Here is a 20,598-nt window from a genome sequence, read left to right on the forward strand (position 1 = left end):
CCGCACACCCCACCCCCGTTCACCCCACCTCGACACGCATAGGGGGCCACCCTAAAATCTTCCGGGAAATTACGTCGCACTGTACTATCAGCAAGCTTGAGCTATACTATCTACTATCAATGTATTGATAGTAGATAGGAAAAAGTTATGTCGACTGCAACCGTTTCCGCCAGCGTTGACACCAACACCAAAACAGTCGCCAACGCCTACATCAAGCAAGCCGGACTCACACCAAACGAGCTTATTCGAAATCTCTGGGAGAGCATCGCCAGCACCGGAGTCGTTCCGGAGTTCGGCGACTCAGGCAGCAAACGCAAGCAGGAAATGCTGCACGCCTTCCAAGAATCACAAGATATTATCGCCGCTCTGCCCCGCGGCACCGAATTGGACACCATGAGCTACGACGACATGCGCAAGGAACTGGAGAACCGTGAAATCTAAGCTGCTACTCGATACCAACGTACTCATCGACTACGCGGTGGCGAATCGTCCGGAGCACGCAGAAGCCACAGCGCTGGTGAAGCGGATTGCCTCGGGGCAGGATACCGGCTACACCACGTCCGGATCATTGAAGGACTTCTATTACCTGTGCAGAAAGCCGCTCGGAGAAGCCGCGAGCAGGCAGCTCATCAGGAATTTTCTTGTACTGTTGGACGTTCTGCCCGTGGGGCAGGAGGAATGCCACGATTCCGCATACTCCGACGAGCCGGATTTCGAGGACGGACTGATTCGCGCCGTGGCCGAACGCAACGATATGGACTTCATCATCACCCGGGATTCAGGCGCCTTCGCCCACTCCCCCGTCAAAAGCCTCACCGCCCGCCGGTACCTAGAGCTCTTCGGCCAAGACTAGAACATCTCAACAAAAATCCCTCTGGGCGCAATTCAGATTGCCCAGAGGGATTATATGCTTTATACGCCGTTTGTGCGGCTGTCAGATGGCTCAGGCGAGGGGCTTGGAGGCCTTGACCACCACGGACAGCTCACGGCCGTTCGGAGCGGTGTAGGTAACGGTGTCGCCCACCTTGGCGCCTTCGATAGCCTTGCCAATCGGGGAATCCGGGGTCATGATGTCGTAATCAGTGCCAGCAACGATATCACGGCTGCTTCGCCAGCGCGCATGCATAGTGATGGTTACGGATACAGAAGGCCCAGCCGTGCAGCGGCTTCACCATCCCGACAGCTCCCTAGACACATAATTCGGCCTACAACCCTCAGCATATGCAAGATAGTCTCTTCCCACCATTGATCAACATAGGGTTGCAGACCGATTGCCCGGTATATCGTCATCAAATCGAAAATATGCTGAACGCTTCCCATACGTTAACAGGAAACCAGCGCAACACTTATACTCACTGCACTCACCACGTGGCAAGTGTCTCGATGGTGTCCAATCCGTCTTGTCGATGCAATTCATCAAGATTGTTCCAGTAGGGGGATTCCTCGGTGAGTCTGTCATGCAGGAGCTTGATGCGTTTACGATCAGTGCTGCTGTGCAATCGTTTGATCTCCGCATCGGGGTCGGGTATGAGGGATGCAAGCATAGCTGCATCGTAGAGGTGGCGATCACCATAGCCGGCATGATCAGCGCTATAGGCAGCACTTTTGAGAATCAATGCGCCAAGCAAATCCGGGATACGAATCACGACATTGGCATTGTTACGCTCGTCGATGAGGCGGACCCGCATGCTGCGTTCCACGGCCTGCGCACCGCCAGGCATAGACAATACGGGAATGCCCGCAATAGTTGCGTCAGTTCCAAGGAACTTGGGTAAATGGTCGGCAACTAGCAAATCCACCACATCACCGCCCGGCGTGCTCATACGGGTCGCGTATCCAGTCAATGTACCCGGCTGCGTCTCGAATCCACGGGAAACGAGGATATTCCGCAGTCTAGCAACGCCTCGACGGTCAGCCATAAGATCGGCAAGTATGTCAGCGTCGGTGGTGGGCCGAACATCCAATCCACCCATAATGGCATGCAATTGGACCATGAGACCACCTGTGAGCAACCATGATTCCGGGATATCTGCCGCAGCAACCGCATACACGACGTTCCATGGATGACCAGCGTTGGGAATACGGACTGATGGAATCATGTCCACACCTCCTTGCTGTTATATTCGTCGATCAGGGTTTGGAAGGCTTCCAGCCCAGCACGACGTTCCCTTGGGTCATTGGATTCAGCCAAATCAGACGCGCAGACGCCAAGAGGCATCGGACCTTCGCCGGCAGGAAGGTAGTTTGCGACGTGGAGTCGCACCCGAACGGGTTCCGTTCCTTGCTTCAACCGGCATTGCCGTACAATGCCCTCAAGGGCACTGGCAGTGACGTAGCCTTCCACTGTGTCCACAGCGGCGAGCCGGAACAAATCCGCCAATTCACCGGTTGCGGCGGAGATCCGGATAAGATTCGTGACCTTATCTAGATTAGAGCCTCTGCACCAATACTCAATGGTTGTTGCACGCCTCCTAGTCAGGCGAACCAGGTTCTCAGCATCCGCGTGTTTCAGATACCCCTTAACCCTGTAACGTTGCTGCCGATTCAACCATGGTATATCGAGGCCGCTGAGCAGATACAATGCCGCAAACGCCATGTTCGGCGAATACGGACGGCCATCCTTGCCTTGCCATCGTGCCTGCCGACGCACGGAGGTCTCCGTGAACAACAAAACATTCCCCGATGAATATGTTTCAAGCTGGCCTGAAACGCGAAGCATATCGACCCGTCGTTCACTTACTCCAAGCCGGCGAGCGGCTTCCTGCCGCGTAAGCAACGTATGATTCGTTCTGATGACCATAGCCTCATTGTATACAAAACTATTCTTAATAGAAGATAGTTCTGTATACATCAGTGGCAAAATATCACACTTCCTGCTCTCAATGCGGTTGCCTTCATGGCATTTACAACAAAGAATCCCCCTGAAATATCAGGGGGATTCATCAGATTGTGCGCGGCTGTCAGCCGGCTCAGGCGAGGGGCTTGGAGGCCTTGACCACCACGGACAGCTCACGGCCGTTCGGAGCGGTGTAGGTGACGGTGTCGCCCACCTTGGCGCCTTCGATAGCCTTGCCGATCGGGGAATCCGGGGTCATGATGTCGTAATCAGTGCCAGCAACGATATCACGGCTGCCGAGCACGTAGGTCATCTCGTTGCCATTGAGCTCGATGGTGACCACGGAACCATTGCCCACGGTGCCTTCCGGAGCGCTTTCGATGATCTTGGAGTCACGGAGCTTCACGGTGAGCTCGGTGATGCGGCCCTCGTTCTTGCTCTGGGCCTCACGGGCGGCCTGGTAGCCGCCGTTCTCGGAAAGATCGCCCTCGGCGCGGGCCACGGCGATCTTGTGGGCGATCTCCTCGCGCAGCTCACCTTCGCGGTGGGCGAGCTCCTCCTTCATCTTGTTGTATGCTTCCTGCGTCAGCAGGTAGACCTTCTCTTCAGCCATATTGTCCTCCTGAACTTACGATCAATGCTGAATGTATAGCAAAAACGCCGGCTGTGACACCGGCGTTCCGTCATGCTGAATATGCTCAGCGGGTGGAAATGATGTCGATAACGAAGACCAGGGTGTCGCCGCCGCCGATGCCGGCCTGCGGAACGCCGCGGGAGCCGTAGCCGTATTCCGGCGGGATGGAGACCACCAGACGGGAGCCCACGTTATGGCCCGGCACGGTCTGGTCCCAACCCTTGATGACCTGGCCCACGCCGATGCCGAAGCTGGCCGGCTGGTGGCGGTCGAAGCTGGAATCGAACGGGGTATCCTTGCCCCACACCACGCCGTGGTAGTTCACGGTGACGGTATCGCCACGGCGGACCATCGGGCCGTCGCCCTCGGTCAGCTCGATGACCTTGAGGCCCTTGGGGGCCTCGTCGGTCGGGAACTCGATAACGGGCGTGGCGCCGAATTCGGCGTTCACCTTAGGCATCTGTTCTGCCATACGTCCTCCTTGTCAGACACAATGCGCCCTACATTATCACCATTGGTGCAGCGGCGAAAGTCGTTCCTCCCAGTGCGATACGTGAATTGGACGGGCTGCGCCCGCAGACTGATTTGCTTCTCTCCCTCAGTCTCGCTTCGCTCGACAGCTCCCTCATCAGAGGGAGCCGAGGACGCTAGCATTCGACGACGTTGACGGCGAGGCCGCCTTTGGAGGTCTCCTTGTATTTGGCCATCATGTCTTCGCCGGTCTGCTTCATCGTGGCGATGGCCTGATCCAAGGTCACGATATGCGAGCCGTCGCCGAGCATGGCCATGCGCACGGCGTTGATGGCGGTGTTGGCGGCCATCGCATTGCGTTCGATGCAGGGAATCTGCACCAGGCCACCGACCGGGTCACAGGTCAGTCCCAGATTGTGTTCGATGCCGATTTCCGCCGCGTTCTCCACTTGCTCAGGCGTGCCGCCCATCACCGCGGCAAGGCCTGCCGCAGCCATCGAGCAGGCAGAACCCACCTCGCCCTGGCAGCCGACTTCGGCACCGGAGATTGAGGCGTTGCGTTTGAACAGGTATCCGATGGCTCCGGCCGTCAGCAGGAAGGTCACGATACCCTGCTCATTGGCGTCATCGACGAAATGCCAGTAGTAATGCAGCACTGCGGGAATGATGCCCGCCGAACCATTGGTGGGGGCGGTGACGATGCGCCCTCCCCCGGCGTTCTCCTCGGAGACGGCAAGCGCGAACAGATCCACCCATGCCGCATCGGAGGATTCCAGAACAGCGTCTTTGCGGCGGCGGTCGCGGCGCAACAGATCGGAGTTCGAAGACAGCCGCTGGTACATCTTCGGCGCACGGCGAGGCACATCAAGCCCGCCGGGTAGCGTGGTTTCGTTCGATGTGCAACCGTTGGTGACGCATTCGCGCATCACACGCCAGACCTTGTCTATCGTCGAACGCACCTGAATGGCCGAGCGGGATGCGGTTTCATTGGCCCATACGAGTTCGGCGATGCTCATATGGTGTTCCTTACACAGCGCCACCAGTTCGGCGCATGAGGAGAACGGATATGGCGTTTCCGGGCCGAAATCGGTGGATGAGGATTCGTCTTCGTCGGCGAACGCGGTGCCCGCCGGCGGTTTATCATGAATGCCGATCATCAGATCATCCGGCGTTCCCTGGCGGATGAATCCGCCGCCGATGGAATACCAGACCTGTTCGTTGACCAATGAGCCTGCCGAGTCGAACGCCTGGAATCGCATGCCATTGGGGTGCGCGGCCATGCGCTTCCACAGTTCGAAGGCCACGTCGCGATCGTATTCGAAATGGATGCGTTTGACGCCGGCGAGGTTCAGCGTGTTATCCAGCGCGCAGGTCTCGCGGATATGCAGCATGTGCTGGGTGTCTACCGTTGCCGGCATGTTGCCTTCGAGGCCCGCCATTGCGGCGCGATCGGTGCCGTGGCCCATACCGGTGAGGGCGAGCGAACCGTAGAGCGTGACTTTCACGCGGTTCGTGCGGTCAATCAGCTGATCCTGCTGCAATGATGCGGCGAACGCGTGCGCGGCGGCCATAGGGCCCACGGTATGCGAAGATGAGGGGCCTACTCCAATGGTGAACATATCGAGCACGCTGAACACGTTCGCTCCTTCCTCGCTTCAGTCTTGCCTTCTTGCCTATTTGGCGGCGATCTGGCTGAAAATCATTACCATCACCACAATACCCAGAACGGCCAGCACTATCTGGATGGCGAGCAGGGTAAAAGCCGCGGGTTTCTTCGTGGCCAGCTTGGTGCCATAGGCTTGGGCGAGCAGGAAGGCGATGAAGCCGAATACCGCGTAATTCGCGGTGAGCGCCAGGATATCGGAGTTGGCAAGCACCACGCCGTTGATGGACTGGTCAAGCGAATTCATCGTGGAGCCCATCACGAACATGCCCCAGATGGCGTAGCCGATAAGGCCCACCACGGCGTAGCCCCATGGTTTGAACGCGTCCTTGAGATGGATGGTGAACGATTCGGCGCACCAAAGCAGCGCGAAGCCGACCACATAGGTGAAGACGACGGCCACCAATACCGTTGCCGCCATCCATGGCACCAGGGCGATGACCGGCGCATTGGTTTTGGGGTCGGCGATCATGTTCAGGTAGAAGCCGGAGCAGGCGATGGCCCCAACGGTGAGCGCGGTGCCGGCGATGACCGCTTGGGCAAGCATGGTGGGCAGCGCGCCTTGTTCGACTCGATCGACTGCGGTCCAGCGTGAGGCCATAAGAATCCCTCGTTTCATCAAACGTTCAACACAACGAGGAACAGGGTAACGAGGGAATGTTTCGAAAAAGTGCCTCCAGCGGGACTCGAACCCGCAAGCCGAAGCGATCGATTTTAAGTCGACTGCGTATACCAATTTCGCCATGGAGGCGTTGGCCCTAAAAACCAACTTGTTTATTGTACCCCATCTATAGACTCCCCTAGTCAGGGAGCTGCCCGCTATGCGGCAAGCAAACGGCGGCCGTAGTCGAGGACGATGCCGTCCAGGAGGCCGTGTTCGCTGGCCACATAGGAATCAATGGGCGTGCCGTGGTCCTTTTCGGCCGCCTCGCTCACCTTGGCGAGCACACGGTTCCACACCACAGCACCACCGCCTACCACATCGATACGGCCGGGATGGATGGTCTTGTATTCGCGGCGTTCGGCGCGGGTCATCTTCAGGAACTTGTCATCCACCGCGTAGGCTTCTTTGAGCCCCAGACGGTATCCGTCGACCACGGTGTGGTCGTATTCCTTCAGACCGATGGCCAGCGCGGTCATCGTGGTCACGGTGCCGGAGACGCCGATGATGGTCCGCGCCTTGCCGGCGTCCACGTGCTCGAACGCCTCATCGATGTGTGCGTCGATGTCGGCGATGGCCTCTTCGATCTGCTCTTGGGTGGGTGGATCGTTCTTCAGATGGCGTTCGGTCATACGCACCGAACCGATGTTCATCGAGAACGCACCCTGCACCTGGGTGGTCGGCGCGGTGGCGCCATCGCCGCCGATGACCAGCTCCGTGGAGCCGCCGCCCAGATCGACCACCAGATACGGAGCCTCCAAATCATCACGGTTCACCACGGAAGTGGCGCCGAGGAAGCTCAGATCGGCCTCTTCCGTGCCGGGAATCACCTCAGGGCGCACGCCGAGAATCTTTTCGATCCCGTCTTCGAATTCCTCACGGTTTTCCGCATCGCGAGTGGCGGAAGTGGCCACGAAACGCAGACCATCCACCGGATGCTCGGCAAGCACGCCGGCGAATTCGCGGGCGGCCACATAGGCGCGTTCCAGTGCCTCATCGGCGAAACGATGCGTCTTGTCCACGTCCTGGCCGAGTCGAATCACCCTCAGGATGCGCGGCACCACTTCGTGCATGCCATTGGCATCCACGCGGGCCACCTTCAGACGGATGGAATTCGTGCCGCAATCGATGCCGGCAACGGTTACGGAATCCTTGCTCATGTTCTTCTCCTCGTATTTCACAGCACGGTATTCACAGCACAGTGTTCACAGCACTGTATTCACAGCACGGTGCAACGGCAAACGGCGGGATTGAATTCGTCTTTGACGCGTTCCAGCACCAGGTCGCCGATCGGATTGGTTCCCGGGCCCATCACCAGGCTCTGGGCCAGCAGTGCGTGCAGGCACTTGACGCGTACAGGCATGCCGCCTGCGGACGTACCCTCGATATGCTCCTCGCTGTCGCCCAGGCGTGCGGCCAGCTCATGGCGGAATGCCAGATACAGCTGATGTGCCTCAGCGTAAGCGGCCTTCAGTTCCTCGTCTTCACCGAGCATTTCGTTGTACTGCTGCATCACGCCTGCCGCCTCCACATGGGAGGCCGCCTTCACGGCCTCGGGACCGGTCAGATAGCAGGTGGTCGGGAATGGAATGCCACCGGGCAATACCGGGCGGGTGATCACGGCCAGCGGGCGGCCGCACACGCATCGGGCGCCCACGGCCACCATGCCACGGGGGTAACGACCCAGCTGGCGCTGCACCAATTCGATGTCTTGGTCGGTGGCTGGCTGCGCCATTACGGCATCAACTAGGGACTTCGCTTTGGCGTCGATATCGATGGTCACTGTTGGGTTCCCTCCCCTGTGGTGTTCTGATTGTCGTTCTGGTTGCCGCTTTGGCTGCTGTCTGTATTGCTGCTAGAGCCATTGGAGCTGCTGGAATCGCTGTTTGATTGATTCTTGCTGTCTATAGGCTCGTCGGCTTTCTTGAAGGAATATGCGAGCTCGCTATACCAGGGCAGCACTTTTTTGCTTGAGTCCTGCGAGGAACCGGATTCCCCGGATTGCGTCTCCGTGCCGGTCACGGCCTCCGGATGCAGCACACGGACCGCCTGTTCGTCCGGGAACACGAATCCGAGACGTTCGCGCGCCTGCGCGGTGACATAGGCTTTGTCATCCCAACGTTTGATGTTGTTCTCGAGCTCCTGTTTTTTCGCTATCAGCGATGCCTCTTCACGTTTCAGGCCGTTCAGTTCGGCAAGATTCAATGCATACGTGTGGAAGGTGGAGACCAGTTGGATGGTTCCCAATGCTACGATGAACAGGGAGACGAAGAAGGCGATAGGTCCCGTGGCGCTCTTTTTCTTAGTGGGTTTGGTTTTGCCGCCAGTCTCGGCACGGGATGACTTGCTCATGTTTCATGAAAATACCCGCCACATTCGACTTGACGAATGCAGCGGGTATTGAGCTTCAGTGGAATATCACGCCTTTACGGGCGTTTCAATTCACTTGGCCAGGTACTTCTTGCAGGCCTTGAAGGCGCTGTAGCCGGCGTACTGAGCGGTGGAGCCGAGCTCCTCCTCAATCTCGAGCAGGCGGTTGTACTTGGCGATACGCTCGCCACGAGCCGGGGCACCGGTCTTGATCTGGCGAGTGTTCTTGGCAACGGCCAGGTCGGAGATGGTGGTGTCCGGGGTCTCGCCGGAACGGTGGGAAACCATGGAGGTGTAGCCGTTCTCGGTGGCCAGCTCGATGGCGTCGAGGGTCTCGGTAACGGAACCGATCTGGTTCAGCTTGACCAGCAGGGAGTTGGCGGCGCCCATGTCGATGGCCTTGCGCAGACGAGCCGGGTTGGTGACCAGGAGGTCATCGCCGACGAACTGCAGACGGTCGCCGAGACGCTTGGTGATCTCAGCCCAGTCTTCCCAGCCTTCCTCGTTGAACGGATCCTCGATGGAGACGATCGGGTACTCGTTGATGAGGTTCTCGTAGTAGTCGAGCATGTAAGCGGACTCGCGATCCTCACCATCGAAGTGGTACTTGCCGGTCTCCTTGTTGTAGAACTCGGAGGAAGCGACATCCAGGCAAATGCCGATCTGCTTGCCAGGCTCGTAGCCGGCTGCGGAGATGGCGTCCATGATGTACTTCAGGGAGTCCTCGTTGGACTTCATCTTCGGAGCGAAGCCGCCCTCGTCGCCAAGGCCGGTGTTCAGGCCTTCCTTCTTCAGGACGTTCTTCAGGGTGTGGTAGACCTCAACGCCGGCGCGCAGAGCCTCGGAGTAGGTGTCGAAGCCGTACGGGGAGATCATGTACTCCTGAATGTCGGTGGCGAAGTCAGCGTGAGCGCCACCGTTCATGATGTTCATGTTCGGGACCGGCAGGATGTGGCCGTTGGTGCCGCCGATGTAGCGGTACAGCGGTTCGCCGGCGGACTCGGCGGAAGCGTACAGAGCGGCCAGGGAGACGCCCAGGATGGCGTTGGCGCCCAGCTTGCCCTTGTTCGGGGTGCCGTCGAGCTCGATCATCAGGTCATCGAGAGCACGCTGCTCGGAGGCATCCATGCCGATGATCTTCGGAGCGATGACCTCGTTCACGGCCTTGACAGCGTTCAGAACGCCCTTGCCGCCGTAGACGGACTTATCGCCATCGCGACGCTCCCAAGCCTCGGCCTCACCGGTGGAAGCACCGGACGGAACCAGACCACGGCCCTCAGCACCGTCTTCGGTGTCGAGGATGACCTCAACGGTCGGGTTGCCACGGGAATCGAGAATCTGACGCGCGTACACGCTTTCAATTGCTGCCACAACTACTCCTTAAAACGGTTGTGTATCTAATGACAGTCATAAGACTAGTGCGATTTGTGGACGTTGTGAACGACACGCCCAAAAATAGTGTGAGCGCTCACATTATTCATCGGCTTGCGGCGAACTACTCGGACGGCCCGCTTTTCGCCGGCTTGGCACCACACGGTGTGATCACTCGGCTTGCGTCTCATTGAGATAGTCGAGCTCGCTATTGCTGAGCATCAGTCTCACAGCTTGGAATGAATCCTCGATCTCCCGTGGATTGCGGGCGGAAGGAATCGTGAACAGCTGAGGGTATTGCGCGAGCTCCCAGGCAAGCGTGACCCGCTGATACGAGCAGTCATGAGCCTTGGCGATTTCGCGGAATCGGTCGAACAGATGCTCGTTGAAGGGGTCGAGGAATCCGCCGAGCGGCGACCAGCAGACGAATGCCAAGCCGAGCCTCTCGCAGGTCTCCATCGTGTGTTCCGGGTCACGATGCACCGGGGAGAACTGGTTTTGGACGGCCACCAATCGGCTGCCGAGGATTCTGTGCGCGGTTTCGATGTCCTCATTGCCGATGCGGGAGATGCCGACCGCCTTGGCGACGCCTTCATCAACCAGCTGCTTCAGCGCTTCCATCTGCTCCTCATAAGGCACTTGCGGATCGTTGCAGTGCGAGTACAGCAAGTCGAGCGTATCGACACCGAGGCGGCGGGCGGATTCCTTGGCGTTGGCGATCATCGTTTCCGGGCGGGCGTCGGCCTGCCAGCCATAGTGGCCTTGTTCGTCGAGCGTGCGCAGCCAACCGGTTTTGGTGGCCACAAGCACCTCGTCCTTCGGGCCGTTCCAGCTTGCGAGCGCATCGCGGACCAGATACTCGCCATAGCCCATGTCCTGCGGCTCTCCGGTGCCCGGTTTGCTCGGCAAGTAATACGACCAGGCGGTGTCGAGGTACCGCACGCCAAGATCGAGGGCCTTGTGAATCGTTGCGATGGCCTCATCGCGATCGGCTGGCCGGCCTTCAATCGCGAGCGCCATCGTGCCCATGCCCAAGCGCGGGATTTCATAACCGGCAAGCGTTGCCGTGTTCCGATAATTCATCGTCGTAGCCTCCATGCTAAATCGTCCAGCAACTGGTTGGTCCATAGAACGATTTGGTCGGAGCTCATCGGACCCTGACCGAGCGAACCGTTAAATGGCGCCGGAATCAGCAGCTGATGGGTGACCGGGCGGTATTGGGCGCCCTTGTAGATCCTCGCCATGCGCATCTGGATGGATTCGGGCGGATCGATGCGGCCGATGCGCACGCGGTTGGACTGCGCGAGGATTTCCGAAACGCCAAGCTTCCTGGCTTTGAACTTCAAGCGTGCCACGTCGAACAGGGTCTCGAATTCCACCGGAGGCTTGCCGTAGCGGTCGGTGAGTTCCTCCTGAAGATCCTTGAGGTCGTTCTCGTTGCGCGCGGAGGCGAGCTTGCGGTATGCCTCCAGACGCAGTTTGTCGGAGTCGATGTAGTCCACAGGGATGGACGCTTCGATGGGTAGGTCGACGGACACGGAAATCGGTTCGACAGTCTCTTCGGGCTCCTTGTATTTCTCCACGGCTTCGGAGACCATGCGCACGTAGAGGTCGAAGCCCACGCCTTCGATGTGGCCGGACTGTTCGTCGCCCAGCAGGTTGCCGGTGCCGCGCAATTCCAGGTCCTTCATGGCCACGTCGAATCCGGAGCCCAATGCGGTGTTTTGCGCGATGGTGGCGAGTCGGTCGTGTGACTGTTCGGTCATCGGCTTGGTCGGATCGTACAGGAAGTAGGCGTATGCGCGTTCTCGGCCACGGCCCACGCGGCCACGCAGCTGATGCAATTGGGACAGACCGAACCGGTCGGCATGGTCCACGATCAGCGTATTGGCATTGGAGATATCAAGGCCGGTTTCGATGATCGTGGTGCATACGAGCACGTCGATGTCACGGTGCCAGAAGTCGCGGATGATCTGGTCGAGCTGCTTCTCCCCCATCTTGCCGTGTGCGATGCCCACGCGCGCTTCGGGTACAAGCGTGTGGATCTTGTCGGCGATATGGGAAATGTCCTGCACGCGGTTGTGCACGTAGAACACCTGGCCGCCGCGCAGGAGTTCACGACGCACGGCCGCGGTGACCTGCGCGTCCTCGTAGGCTCCCACATAGGTGAGCACCGGCAGTCGGTCCTCAGGCGGCGTGGCCAGCGTCGACATTTCGCGGATGCCGGTCACCGCCATTTCGAGCGTGCGCGGGATAGGCGTTGCGGAGAGGGAGAGCACATCCACATTGGTTCTCAGGGCTTTCAGCGTTTCCTTATGTTCCACGCCGAAACGCTGCTCCTCATCGATGATGACGAGACCCAGGTCCTTGAATTTGATTTTCGGGTTCAGCAGCTTGTGCGTGCCGATGCCCACATCCACCGAGCCGGCGGCGAGCCCCTCGATGGTGTCGTTGATTTCCTTGGTGGTCTGGAATCGGCTCATGGCCGCCACATCCACCGGGAAGCCTTCGAAGCGTTCGGTGAACGTCTCATAATGCTGCTGCACGAGCAGTGTGGTGGGCACGAGCACGGCCACCTGCTTGCCATCCTGCACGGCTTTGAAGGCGGCACGCACGGCGATTTCGGTTTTGCCGAAGCCCACGTCGCCGCAGATCAGACGGTCCATCGGCACCGGCTTCTCCATATCCGCCTTGACTTCGTCGATCGTGGTGAGCTGGTCGGCGGTCTCCTGGTAGGGGAACGCATCCTCCAGCTCCTTCTGCCACGGGGTGTCCGGGCTGAACGCGAAGCCTTTCGCGCGCTGGCGGGCTGAGTAGAGCTTGATCAGATCGTCGGCGATTTCGTGCACATGCTTGCGGGCCTTAGCCTTGGTCGCCGCCCAGTCGGAACCGCCGAGCTTGTTGAGCTTCGGGGCTTCGGCACCGATGTATTTGCTGACCTGATCGAGCTGGTCGGTGGGAATGAACAGCTTATCCGCTGGCGCGCCTCGCTTGGAGGGCGCGTATTCGATGACCAGGTATTCGCGGGTGGTGCGGTTCGCGCCGGTGCCGATGGTACGCTGACGCATTTCCACGAATCGGCCGATGCCGTGCTGCTCATGCACCACGTAATCGCCCTTCTTGAGTTCCACCAAATCGATGGCCTTGCGGCGGCGTTTCGGTGTTTTGGCCACCGCCACAGCCGAGGTGCGGCCGGTCAGATCACGCTCGGTGAGCAATGCGATTTTGGCGGCCTTGTCGACGAAACCATCGATGGCCTGCGAACGGATGCAATCGAACGTGGTGATACCGGTGGTGTTGATCGCGCGTTTGAGCCTGGCCAAGGTGCCGGCTGCGGCAGCGGTGATGGTGACCTGGAATCCGGCGTCGATCAGTCCTTCGATGCCTTGTGCAGCTTTGGTTTCATTGCCGCGGAATTCCGCCGGATTCTGTGCGTCAAGCTGCACATGGCCGGGCAGGGTGGCGTCCACGCCGAAGCTGGTCAGACGAATCACATCATGTTCGGAGTATTCAAGCGAACTGATGGTTTCCGAATAGTCAAGGAAGCTGGCCTCGTCGAAGCTGATGGGTGCGCCGGCGCCGTGGCCGGATGCGGCCACATGCCAGCTGGCTGCCAGGAATTCGTTGGCGGTCTTAGCCAGGTCTTCAGCGGAGCGGCGCAGCTTTTCAGGGTCGCTCAGCACGATGACTGCGTGCTTGGGCAGCATCGAACTTACGGGTTCGAGATGGTCCACGAGCGCGGGCATCAGGGATTCCATGCCCTCGACCGGAATGGCGTTGGCGATGGATTCGAGCATGTCTTCGGCGTTGGGAATCGAACCGATCAATGCTTTGGCGCGTTCACGCACCGCGTCGGTCAATTGCAGTTCACGGCATGCGGTGGCCCAAATGGTATTGAGGCCCTTGCCATAGGTGCGCTGGTCGGAAGCGTGGAATTCCTTGATGGTGTCGATCTCGTCGCCAAAGAATTCGATGCGTACAGGGTGGGGCGCTGTAGGCGGGAAAACGTCGAGTATGCCGCCGCGGACCGCGAATTCGCCGCGGTCCATGACCAAATCCACGCGCGTGTAGGCGTTCTCGATGAGTCGCTTGGCGGCCTCGTCGAGAGCGAGCTCCTCCCCTACCGTGAATACCAATGGTTCCACGTCGCCGAGGCCTTTGACCACCGGCTGAATTAGCGAGCGAATCGGCATCACGAGAATGCGGATGGGGCCGAACATCGGATTGTTCTGATTCGGGTGCTTCAAACGGCGGAATACGGCCATACGGCTGGCCACCGTGTCCGCGCGCGGACTCAGTCGCTCATGCGGCAGCGTTTCCCATGCCTCCAATTGGGCGATGTCGTTCGGGTCGCCGTCATACCAGGAGCGCAGTGCTCCCACGGTCTCCTCGGCTTCGCGACCGGAGGCCACCACCATGACCACCGGCCTGCCGGGCTTGCCGTTGACACCTTGTCCGATTGCAGCCACCAATGCCGGGCGCAGACCTTCCGGCATGCCGACCAGTAGCGAGGGATCAGCGGCGTTTTCGCTGGGCTCGATCTCACCGGCCGCAAGAGACTGAAAATTTGGATCGTGGGTCAGCTCGCTTAATACGCCGGCGAGGGAACCATTAATGGGCTGCCCGTTCGCCGCTGCGGTGATGGCGGACGCGTCGGCGGATTTTGCGGCGTCAGCGGCCATTGAACTTCTCCTGGGTCTTGGCGAGCCCCTTGAAAATGATGTCTTCGGCGGCGTCGGCACCATCGGCCAGGAAGTCCGGCAGCTGCTTGCGCTGGTCTGGCCCGAATCCGCCAAGCACCCAGTTCACCGTGTTGTCGTGTGCGTTGGGGCCACGCTTGGCATGGCCGACGCCCATGCGAACGCGCGCGTATTTCGGTGTGCCCAGAGAGCGGTCGATGGATTTAATGCCGTTATGCCCACCGGCGGAACCGCCGGCCTTGACCTTGATACGGCCGAATTCCAAGTCCATGTCATCGTGGATCACAACGATATGGTCCGGCTCAATTTGGTAATAGGCGGCGATGGAGGCCACGGCATTGCCGGACTCGTTCATGTAGGTCAAAGGTTTGGCGAGGAAGAACTTCACCGTGCGGCCGTCGAGATTCATCGTGCTTTTGCCCAGCATGGCCAGACCCTTGTGATCGGCGAAGTTCACCGTCCAACGTTCGGCCAGCACATCCGCCACCATGAAGCCCATGTTGTGGCGCGTGCCTTCATATTTCTTACCCGGGTTGCCCAGTCCTGCAATCAGCCAAAAATCCGATGCCATGTTTCTCCTTCACAGCCTTATCAACTTGGAAGATTGTACCCTGACCCCTTCGGCAACCCTTTCGGCACAATTACAGATCCAAATACCAGTACGACATATCGCGCATGGTTCCGGTGGAATCAGTGGCGGCAGCCGGCATCAAGCCGAATTGAGTGAATCCGAAGCGGTGCATCAATGCAATGGAACCGGCATTGTCGGCGAAGATGATGCCGCACGCCTTGCGCATATGGCGGGCACGGGCTTCATCCAGCAAATGCTGGAGCATGAAGGTGCCCACGCCTTTGCCTTGCCATGCGGGGTCGATGTAGTAGGCAAGATCGGTGACGCCATCGTATCCGGCGCGATCATAGAACACGGACAGTGCGCCAAAACCGATGGCCTGCCCGGGCTTTTCGGATGATTCGACCACGAATACGCCATACGGCGGCTTGTGCGAGTCCACCCAAGCCTGACGTTGCTCAAACGTTCTTGGAGTCAAATCAGCAGTGGCTCCGCCCGCGATGACGGAAGCATTATAGATGTCGGTGATGGCTGTGAGGTCGGAGGCGGCCGCGGCGCGGAAGGTATATGGCATGGTTGTAGACAATAGCATTCGGCGCTGGCGCACAGCATAAACTGTTCACCAGCGCCGAATGCTAGTCAATTGTTACTTGTCGAGCTCGATGGCCTTGTTGATGGCGTCTTCGAGCTTCTTTTGAGCCTCGCCGTAGGCGGTCCAGTCGCCATTCTTCATGGCGTCCTGGCTGTCCTTCATGGCTTGGGAAGCATCATTCAGCGCCTGCTGGAGCTCAGGGCTGCGCGAGGCGTTGGACTGCGTGCCGGAGGAGGCCTGACCAGACGATTGGGAGCTATTACTCTGCCCGGTCTGGTCGGAACCGGTCTGGTCGGAACCTGTCTGGTTGTCGGATTTGTCCGAACCGGTCGCATTGCTGGACGAGCTTGAAGCATTCGAATCGTTGGCGTTCTCGGCATCACCGGCATTCGCGCCGGAATCGCCACCGAACACCTGGTCAAGCGCCTCATCGAGGGTATCCGCGAAACCGACCTGATCGCCGAAGGCCACCAGGGTCTTCTTCAGCAGCGGGAAGGATGTGGCGCCCGAAGACTTCACGTACACCGGCTGCACGTAGACCAGACCGCCGCCGAGCGGCAGGGTCAACAGGTTGCCTCGCACCACCTTGGTGTCGCCGGATTGCAACAGGTTCAGTTCCTTGGACACATCGGCGTTGGCGTTGAAGTTGTTTTGCGCCTGGCCCGGGCCCGGCACGTTGGAATCCTTCGGCAGTTCCTGCAGTCGGATGGTGCCGTAGTTCGGGCCGATCTTGCCTTTCTGGTTGCCGGCGTCGGAATCCACCGAAAGGAATCCGGTCAGGATTTCACGGGTGGACTGACCTGCCGGAATGTAGGTGGAGGTCAGCGAGAACACCGGTTCCTTGGTGCCGCCGGTTTGCAGCGTCAGATAGTACGGCGGCTGGAGGATGTCCTGGTCCTGCTGGGCCTGGGATTCGGTGGGGTCCACCGGCGTCTGCCAGAAATCCTCACCGGAGTAGTACTGGCTGGCGGAGGTCACATGGTACTTGGAGAGCAGTTCGCGCTGCACCTTGAACAGGCTTTCCGGGTAGCGCATGTGGCTCATCAGGTCGCCGGAAATCTCGCTCAACTGGTGGTACTGGCCCGGGAAGATCTGTTCCCATGCCTTGATCACCGGGTCGGAGGTGTCCCACACGTACAGGTCCACGGAACCGTCATAGGCGTCGACGGTGGCCTTGACCGAGTTGCGGATGTAGTTGGCCTGCTGTGAGCCCAACGAGGAGACCGTCGAGGAGGAGACCGTGGTGGAATCCTGGGTGGCGGTGCCGAGGTTGGTCATCTGCGAGTACGGGTAGGCGTCGGAGGTGGTGTAGCCGTCCACAATCCACTTGACGCGGCCATCGACCACTGCCGGGTAGACGCGGCCATCGAGCGTCAGATATGGCGCCACTTTGGCCACGCGCTCCTTCGGGGAGCGATCGTAGAGAATCTGCGATGCGGAGGTCACACGGTCGGAGAACAGGATCTGATCGGAACCGAATCGAATCGCATACAGCAGTCGGGACAGCAGATTGCCCACCAAAGGGCCGCCGTTGCCCTTGAACGTGGTCAACGCGCCTTCGGAGCCGGTCGGGTAATCGAACTCCCATGGCTGGGTGCCACTTGGAGCACCGACGATGGAGTATTCGGTGGTGTTCGGGGAGAAGTAGATGCGTGGCTCGTACTTCTGGGATTCGGTGAGCTTGCCTTGGGTCGGGATGCCGGATTCGAAGAATTCCGGCTGGCCGTCGGCGGTGACCTTGTTGCCGTAGGCGGCCACCACGCCGTAACCGTGGGTGTACACGGTGTGGTCGTTCACCCAGTTGCGGTTGTCGTTGCCGTCCAAATCGAGCTCACGGGCGGCGATCACCGTGTCTTGGGAGACGCCATCCACATCGTATTTGTCAACGGCGAGCGTGTCCGCGAAGGTGTAGTACTGCTTGGATTGCTGTAGCTGCTTGAACGTGGGGCTTACGACCTGCGGATCCAGCAGACGGATCTGAGCGGTGGTGTCCGCCTCCTTGGCGAGCGCGCCCTGCTCACCCTTGTTGGTGACCTTGTAGTTTTCGGTCTTGAGCTTATCGAGCCCGTAAGCGGCACGGGTGGCGTCGATGTTGCGCTGGATGTAGGTGGATTCCATTTCCTGCGCGTTCGGGTTCACGCGGAAACGCTGCAGCAATGCCGGCCATGCAATGGTGAGCACCATGGCCACAACCACGGTGGCGGCGATGGAAATCACCGGCACACGCCATGCCTTCAATGCGGCGGAAGCGCGTACGCCAAGGGAAGCAGGGCCTTCCAACGCATGCGACTGCATCAGCCAGACGCCGAGCACCACGCCAAGAATTGCGGTGATTACAGCCATGATGATGGTGACCGGGATATTCGCATGTACCGCGGTGTAGGAGGCACCGGTGATGCGGGAGCCCTGCACGGTGAGCTGGTCGAATACGCTGAACGCCTGACGCACAGCCCAGGCAAGCATGTTAAAGATCAGCCAGATGCCAAGCTGACGACGGGCGCGCTTGGTGATGGAGAACAGTCCGCGGCCGTTCACCGGCATGGTGACGCGAATACCGCCCATCAGCACATGGGTAATGAGCGAGAACACCAGGCCCACGCCGAGCAGCATGGATACGGCGGCCAGCACCAGCTTCAGGCCGGGAAGCACGAACACGTAGAAGCCATTATCGAGGCCGAATTGCGGATCGTTGACGCCGAAGCTCTGCGCATGGAACATAAGCAGGATCTCGCTCCAGTTCGCGTTGAACTGGGCACCGAAAATCGCGCCGACAATCAGCGAGATCACCACCGCCACGCGGCGCGCGGTTTTGGAGCTGAAGGATTTACCGACTTCCACCACGGCTCCGTTGATGCGGATGGTGGAGCCGTCCGCCGAATCCGGGCGGGCGCGGATGGCCAGCCAGGCAGCAAGGAAACCAGTCAGGGCCATGAGCAGTGCGTAGGCCACCCATAGGCCGACTTTGACGCCGAGCTGCACCCAGACCACGGATTGGAAGCCGAGCTGGCCGTACCACATCAAATCGGTGATGAAGCGGGACAGCGCGAAGAACAGGCTGACAACAATAACCAGCGCCAGCACGATGCCAAGCATGATCTTGGTGCCGCGATTGTTGTGCGAGGCGGAAACATTTCGCGTCAGGCGCGGACGGGCAGGGCCGCCGAACGGAGGGCGCCCATTGCCAGCGCCTGAACCGCTCGTATTGCCGCCGGGAGCGGGGCCGTCCCCATCGGCCTCGACGTTGAGAATAATCGGATCATCGTTGTTCGACTGGTTGCGCGCACGATCATTGCCGCCGCCATTGCCGAAGAACACGGAGAAAGGATCATTAAAAGACATGCCTTCCAGCGTACAGACAGGCCGCGAACGGGCGTTATGCGCTGAGCACATCATGCTGGATGCCAGCTGGCAACAGTCTGACAAGTACCGCCTATGCTGGGCAGTATGAATCATCGCGCATCGCAATCATCTCATTCCCCGCAACGCACACGTAAGATCCCGCATTGGGTTGTGGCGATGCTTGCAATGGCATGCGTGCTGGCGGTTGTGGTCTCGGCCCTTTACGGATGGTGCAGCGGTTGGTTCGCCAAGACAAGCCACAATAATCATGCTTCGGCATACTCCACCGGGAATGATGTTCCACGGCAATTGGAGCGCGGGCAGGTGCCCAAAGCGGATCTTTCCCCTGCCGGCAAAGCTCGTCGCATGGTTCAGGCCATGGATATGCGCACTCGGGTCGGGCAACTGGTGATGGCGCCATTGACGCCCGAAACCGATCCCAGTTCATTGGCGTCGCTAATCGCCGACCGTCATGTGGGATCGGTACTTATCATCGGCAATTGGAACGCTGGAACGGCTTCGGTGCGTTCCGCAGTGGATCGATTGCAGGGATACGCGGCAGCTGAAAACAAACTCATCGTGGCCACCGACCAGGAGGGCGGCTATGTCCAGCATCTCAGCGGACCCGGTTTCGATCAGATGCCCTCCGCCGTGGAGCAAGGAACCATGACGGAGGACCAGTTGCAGCAGTCGGCATCCGTCTGGGGATCACAATTGGCGTCCGCGGGCATCAATGTCGACCTCGCCCCTGTGTTGGGCACGGTTACGGTGAACCGCACATCCAATGCGCCGATCGGCGCGCTGGCACGAGACTTTGGATTGGATTCCGCCGGCAACGCCAATCACGGCATGGCGTTCGTTCGGGGAATGCGCGGCGCCAACATCGAATCCGCAATCAAACATTATCCGGGATTGGGATCGGTGAGCGGCAACACCGATTTCACCACTGATGGCATCATCGATACCACCACCACGCTGGATGGCCCTGAGGTCAACGCATTCGATTCCGTCATCCGTCAGGCGAATCCGGCAATGGTGATGATGGCATTGGCCACATATCAGGCAATCGATCCCAATGATCCTGCGGTGTTCTCATCAACGATGATCGACGGGCATATTCGCCACGACCTCAACTACAACGGTGTGGTGATTTCGGATTCGATGTCGGCGGCGGCACTCAGCAACTACAGTCCCGCCGACTTGGGCGTCAAGCTGGTGGATGCCGGAGGTGATCTTGCCTGCGTTGGCGAAACCGACTATGTGGAGCCAATCCTGGACGGATTGTCCGCACGGGCGGATGCCGATCCCGCCTTCGCCGCCAAAGTCACTCAAGCGGCGACACGGGTAATGACGTTGAAAATCACGATGGGTCTGGCCTGACGGCGGCCGG

Annotated in this window: 18 protein-coding genes, 1 tRNA gene and 1 pseudogene; 3 read left to right on the forward strand and 17 right to left on the reverse strand. The window is 59.5% G+C overall.

The window, feature by feature from the left end; all coding sequences use genetic code 11:
- Positions 1-147 precede the first annotated feature (147 nt).
- Positions 148-441 carry a type II toxin-antitoxin system RelB/DinJ family antitoxin gene (locus CSQ86_RS09235; protein WP_100494854.1) on the forward strand — a complete coding sequence of 98 codons (294 nt, stop codon included), beginning with the start codon at positions 148-150 and terminating at the stop codon, positions 439-441.
- The gene (locus tag CSQ86_RS09240) at positions 431-853 is read left to right on the forward strand and encodes a type II toxin-antitoxin system VapC family toxin (RefSeq protein ID WP_207761581.1); all 423 of its coding nucleotides are present in this window, start codon (positions 431-433) and stop codon (positions 851-853) included. The genes CSQ86_RS09235 and CSQ86_RS09240 overlap by 11 nt, the downstream gene beginning before the upstream one ends.
- Before the next feature lie 90 nt (positions 854-943).
- Here CSQ86_RS09240 and CSQ86_RS09245 read toward each other — a convergent pair.
- From CSQ86_RS09245 to CSQ86_RS09325, 17 genes and pseudogenes are all read right to left on the reverse strand, one after another.
- Positions 944-1,105 (reverse strand): annotated as a pseudogene (locus CSQ86_RS09245) (GreA/GreB family elongation factor); the annotation flags it as partial.
- A 256-nt stretch (positions 1,106-1,361) separates the two neighbouring features.
- A complete protein-coding gene (locus CSQ86_RS09945; protein WP_243387809.1) occupies positions 1,362-2,099 on the reverse strand; it encodes a hypothetical protein in 738 nt (245 codons plus the stop codon).
- Positions 2,096-2,800: a hypothetical protein gene (locus CSQ86_RS09950; protein WP_243387804.1), complete on the reverse strand. Its 705-nt coding sequence runs from the start codon at positions 2,798-2,800 to the stop codon at positions 2,096-2,098. Before CSQ86_RS09950 ends, CSQ86_RS09945 begins: the two co-directional genes overlap by 4 nt.
- 169 nt (positions 2,801-2,969) lie before the next feature.
- The gene (locus CSQ86_RS09260; RefSeq protein ID WP_100494855.1) at positions 2,970-3,449 is read right to left on the reverse strand and encodes a GreA/GreB family elongation factor; all 480 of its coding nucleotides are present in this window, start codon (positions 3,447-3,449) and stop codon (positions 2,970-2,972) included.
- Between the two features lie 85 nt (positions 3,450-3,534).
- Positions 3,535-3,942: an FKBP-type peptidyl-prolyl cis-trans isomerase gene (locus CSQ86_RS09265; protein WP_100494856.1), complete on the reverse strand. Its 408-nt coding sequence runs from the start codon at positions 3,940-3,942 to the stop codon at positions 3,535-3,537.
- 175 nt (positions 3,943-4,117) lie between these two features.
- Complete coding sequence (locus CSQ86_RS09270) at positions 4,118-5,578, reverse strand: L-serine ammonia-lyase (RefSeq protein WP_100494857.1); 1,461 nt, start codon at positions 5,576-5,578, stop codon at positions 4,118-4,120.
- A 36-nt stretch (positions 5,579-5,614) separates the two neighbouring features.
- Complete coding sequence (locus CSQ86_RS09275; protein ID WP_100494858.1) at positions 5,615-6,205, reverse strand: cadmium transporter; 591 nt, start codon at positions 6,203-6,205, stop codon at positions 5,615-5,617.
- 70 nt (positions 6,206-6,275) lie between these two features.
- Positions 6,276-6,355: transfer RNA gene (locus CSQ86_RS09280), tRNA-Leu, on the reverse strand.
- A 68-nt stretch (positions 6,356-6,423) separates the two neighbouring features.
- Positions 6,424-7,425 carry a Ppx/GppA phosphatase family protein gene (locus tag CSQ86_RS09285; RefSeq protein ID WP_100494859.1) on the reverse strand — a complete coding sequence of 334 codons (1,002 nt, stop codon included), beginning with the start codon at positions 7,423-7,425 and terminating at the stop codon, positions 6,424-6,426.
- A gap of 59 nt (positions 7,426-7,484) precedes the next feature.
- Positions 7,485-8,048, reverse strand: a complete 564-nt coding sequence (locus CSQ86_RS09290) for a DUF501 domain-containing protein (protein WP_100494860.1) — start codon at positions 8,046-8,048, stop codon at positions 7,485-7,487.
- Positions 8,045-8,617, reverse strand: a complete 573-nt coding sequence (locus tag CSQ86_RS09295) for an FtsB family cell division protein (RefSeq protein WP_100494861.1) — start codon at positions 8,615-8,617, stop codon at positions 8,045-8,047. The genes CSQ86_RS09290 and CSQ86_RS09295 overlap by 4 nt, the downstream gene beginning before the upstream one ends.
- Positions 8,618-8,707: 90 nt before the next feature.
- The gene (gene eno, locus CSQ86_RS09300; RefSeq protein ID WP_100494862.1) at positions 8,708-10,006 is read right to left on the reverse strand and encodes a phosphopyruvate hydratase; all 1,299 of its coding nucleotides are present in this window, start codon (positions 10,004-10,006) and stop codon (positions 8,708-8,710) included.
- Positions 10,007-10,177: 171 nt separating this feature from the next.
- Positions 10,178-11,089: an aldo/keto reductase gene (locus CSQ86_RS09305; RefSeq protein ID WP_100494863.1), complete on the reverse strand. Its 912-nt coding sequence runs from the start codon at positions 11,087-11,089 to the stop codon at positions 10,178-10,180.
- The gene (mfd, locus tag CSQ86_RS09310) at positions 11,086-14,688 is read right to left on the reverse strand and encodes a transcription-repair coupling factor (RefSeq protein WP_100494864.1); all 3,603 of its coding nucleotides are present in this window, start codon (positions 14,686-14,688) and stop codon (positions 11,086-11,088) included. The genes CSQ86_RS09305 and mfd overlap by 4 nt, the downstream gene beginning before the upstream one ends.
- Entirely contained in the window at positions 14,678-15,277 is a 600-nt protein-coding gene (pth, locus tag CSQ86_RS09315; protein WP_100494865.1) for an aminoacyl-tRNA hydrolase, read from the reverse strand. Before pth ends, mfd begins: the two co-directional genes overlap by 11 nt.
- 70 nt (positions 15,278-15,347) lie before the next feature.
- Positions 15,348-15,851 carry a GNAT family N-acetyltransferase gene (locus CSQ86_RS09320; RefSeq protein WP_100494866.1) on the reverse strand — a complete coding sequence of 168 codons (504 nt, stop codon included), beginning with the start codon at positions 15,849-15,851 and terminating at the stop codon, positions 15,348-15,350.
- Between the two features lie 72 nt (positions 15,852-15,923).
- The gene (locus CSQ86_RS09325; protein ID WP_100494867.1) at positions 15,924-19,208 is read right to left on the reverse strand and encodes a UPF0182 family membrane protein; all 3,285 of its coding nucleotides are present in this window, start codon (positions 19,206-19,208) and stop codon (positions 15,924-15,926) included.
- 177 nt (positions 19,209-19,385) lie between these two features.
- Between CSQ86_RS09325 and CSQ86_RS09330 the strand changes: the two genes are divergently transcribed.
- Positions 19,386-20,588, forward strand: a complete 1,203-nt coding sequence (locus CSQ86_RS09330) for a glycoside hydrolase family 3 N-terminal domain-containing protein (protein WP_100494868.1) — start codon at positions 19,386-19,388, stop codon at positions 20,586-20,588.
- Positions 20,589-20,598: the final 10 nt, after the last annotated feature.

Source organism: Bifidobacterium felsineum, from assembly GCF_002802915.1.
In the GTDB taxonomy this organism is placed as follows: Bacteria; Actinomycetota; Actinomycetes; order Actinomycetales; family Bifidobacteriaceae; genus Bifidobacterium; species Bifidobacterium felsineum.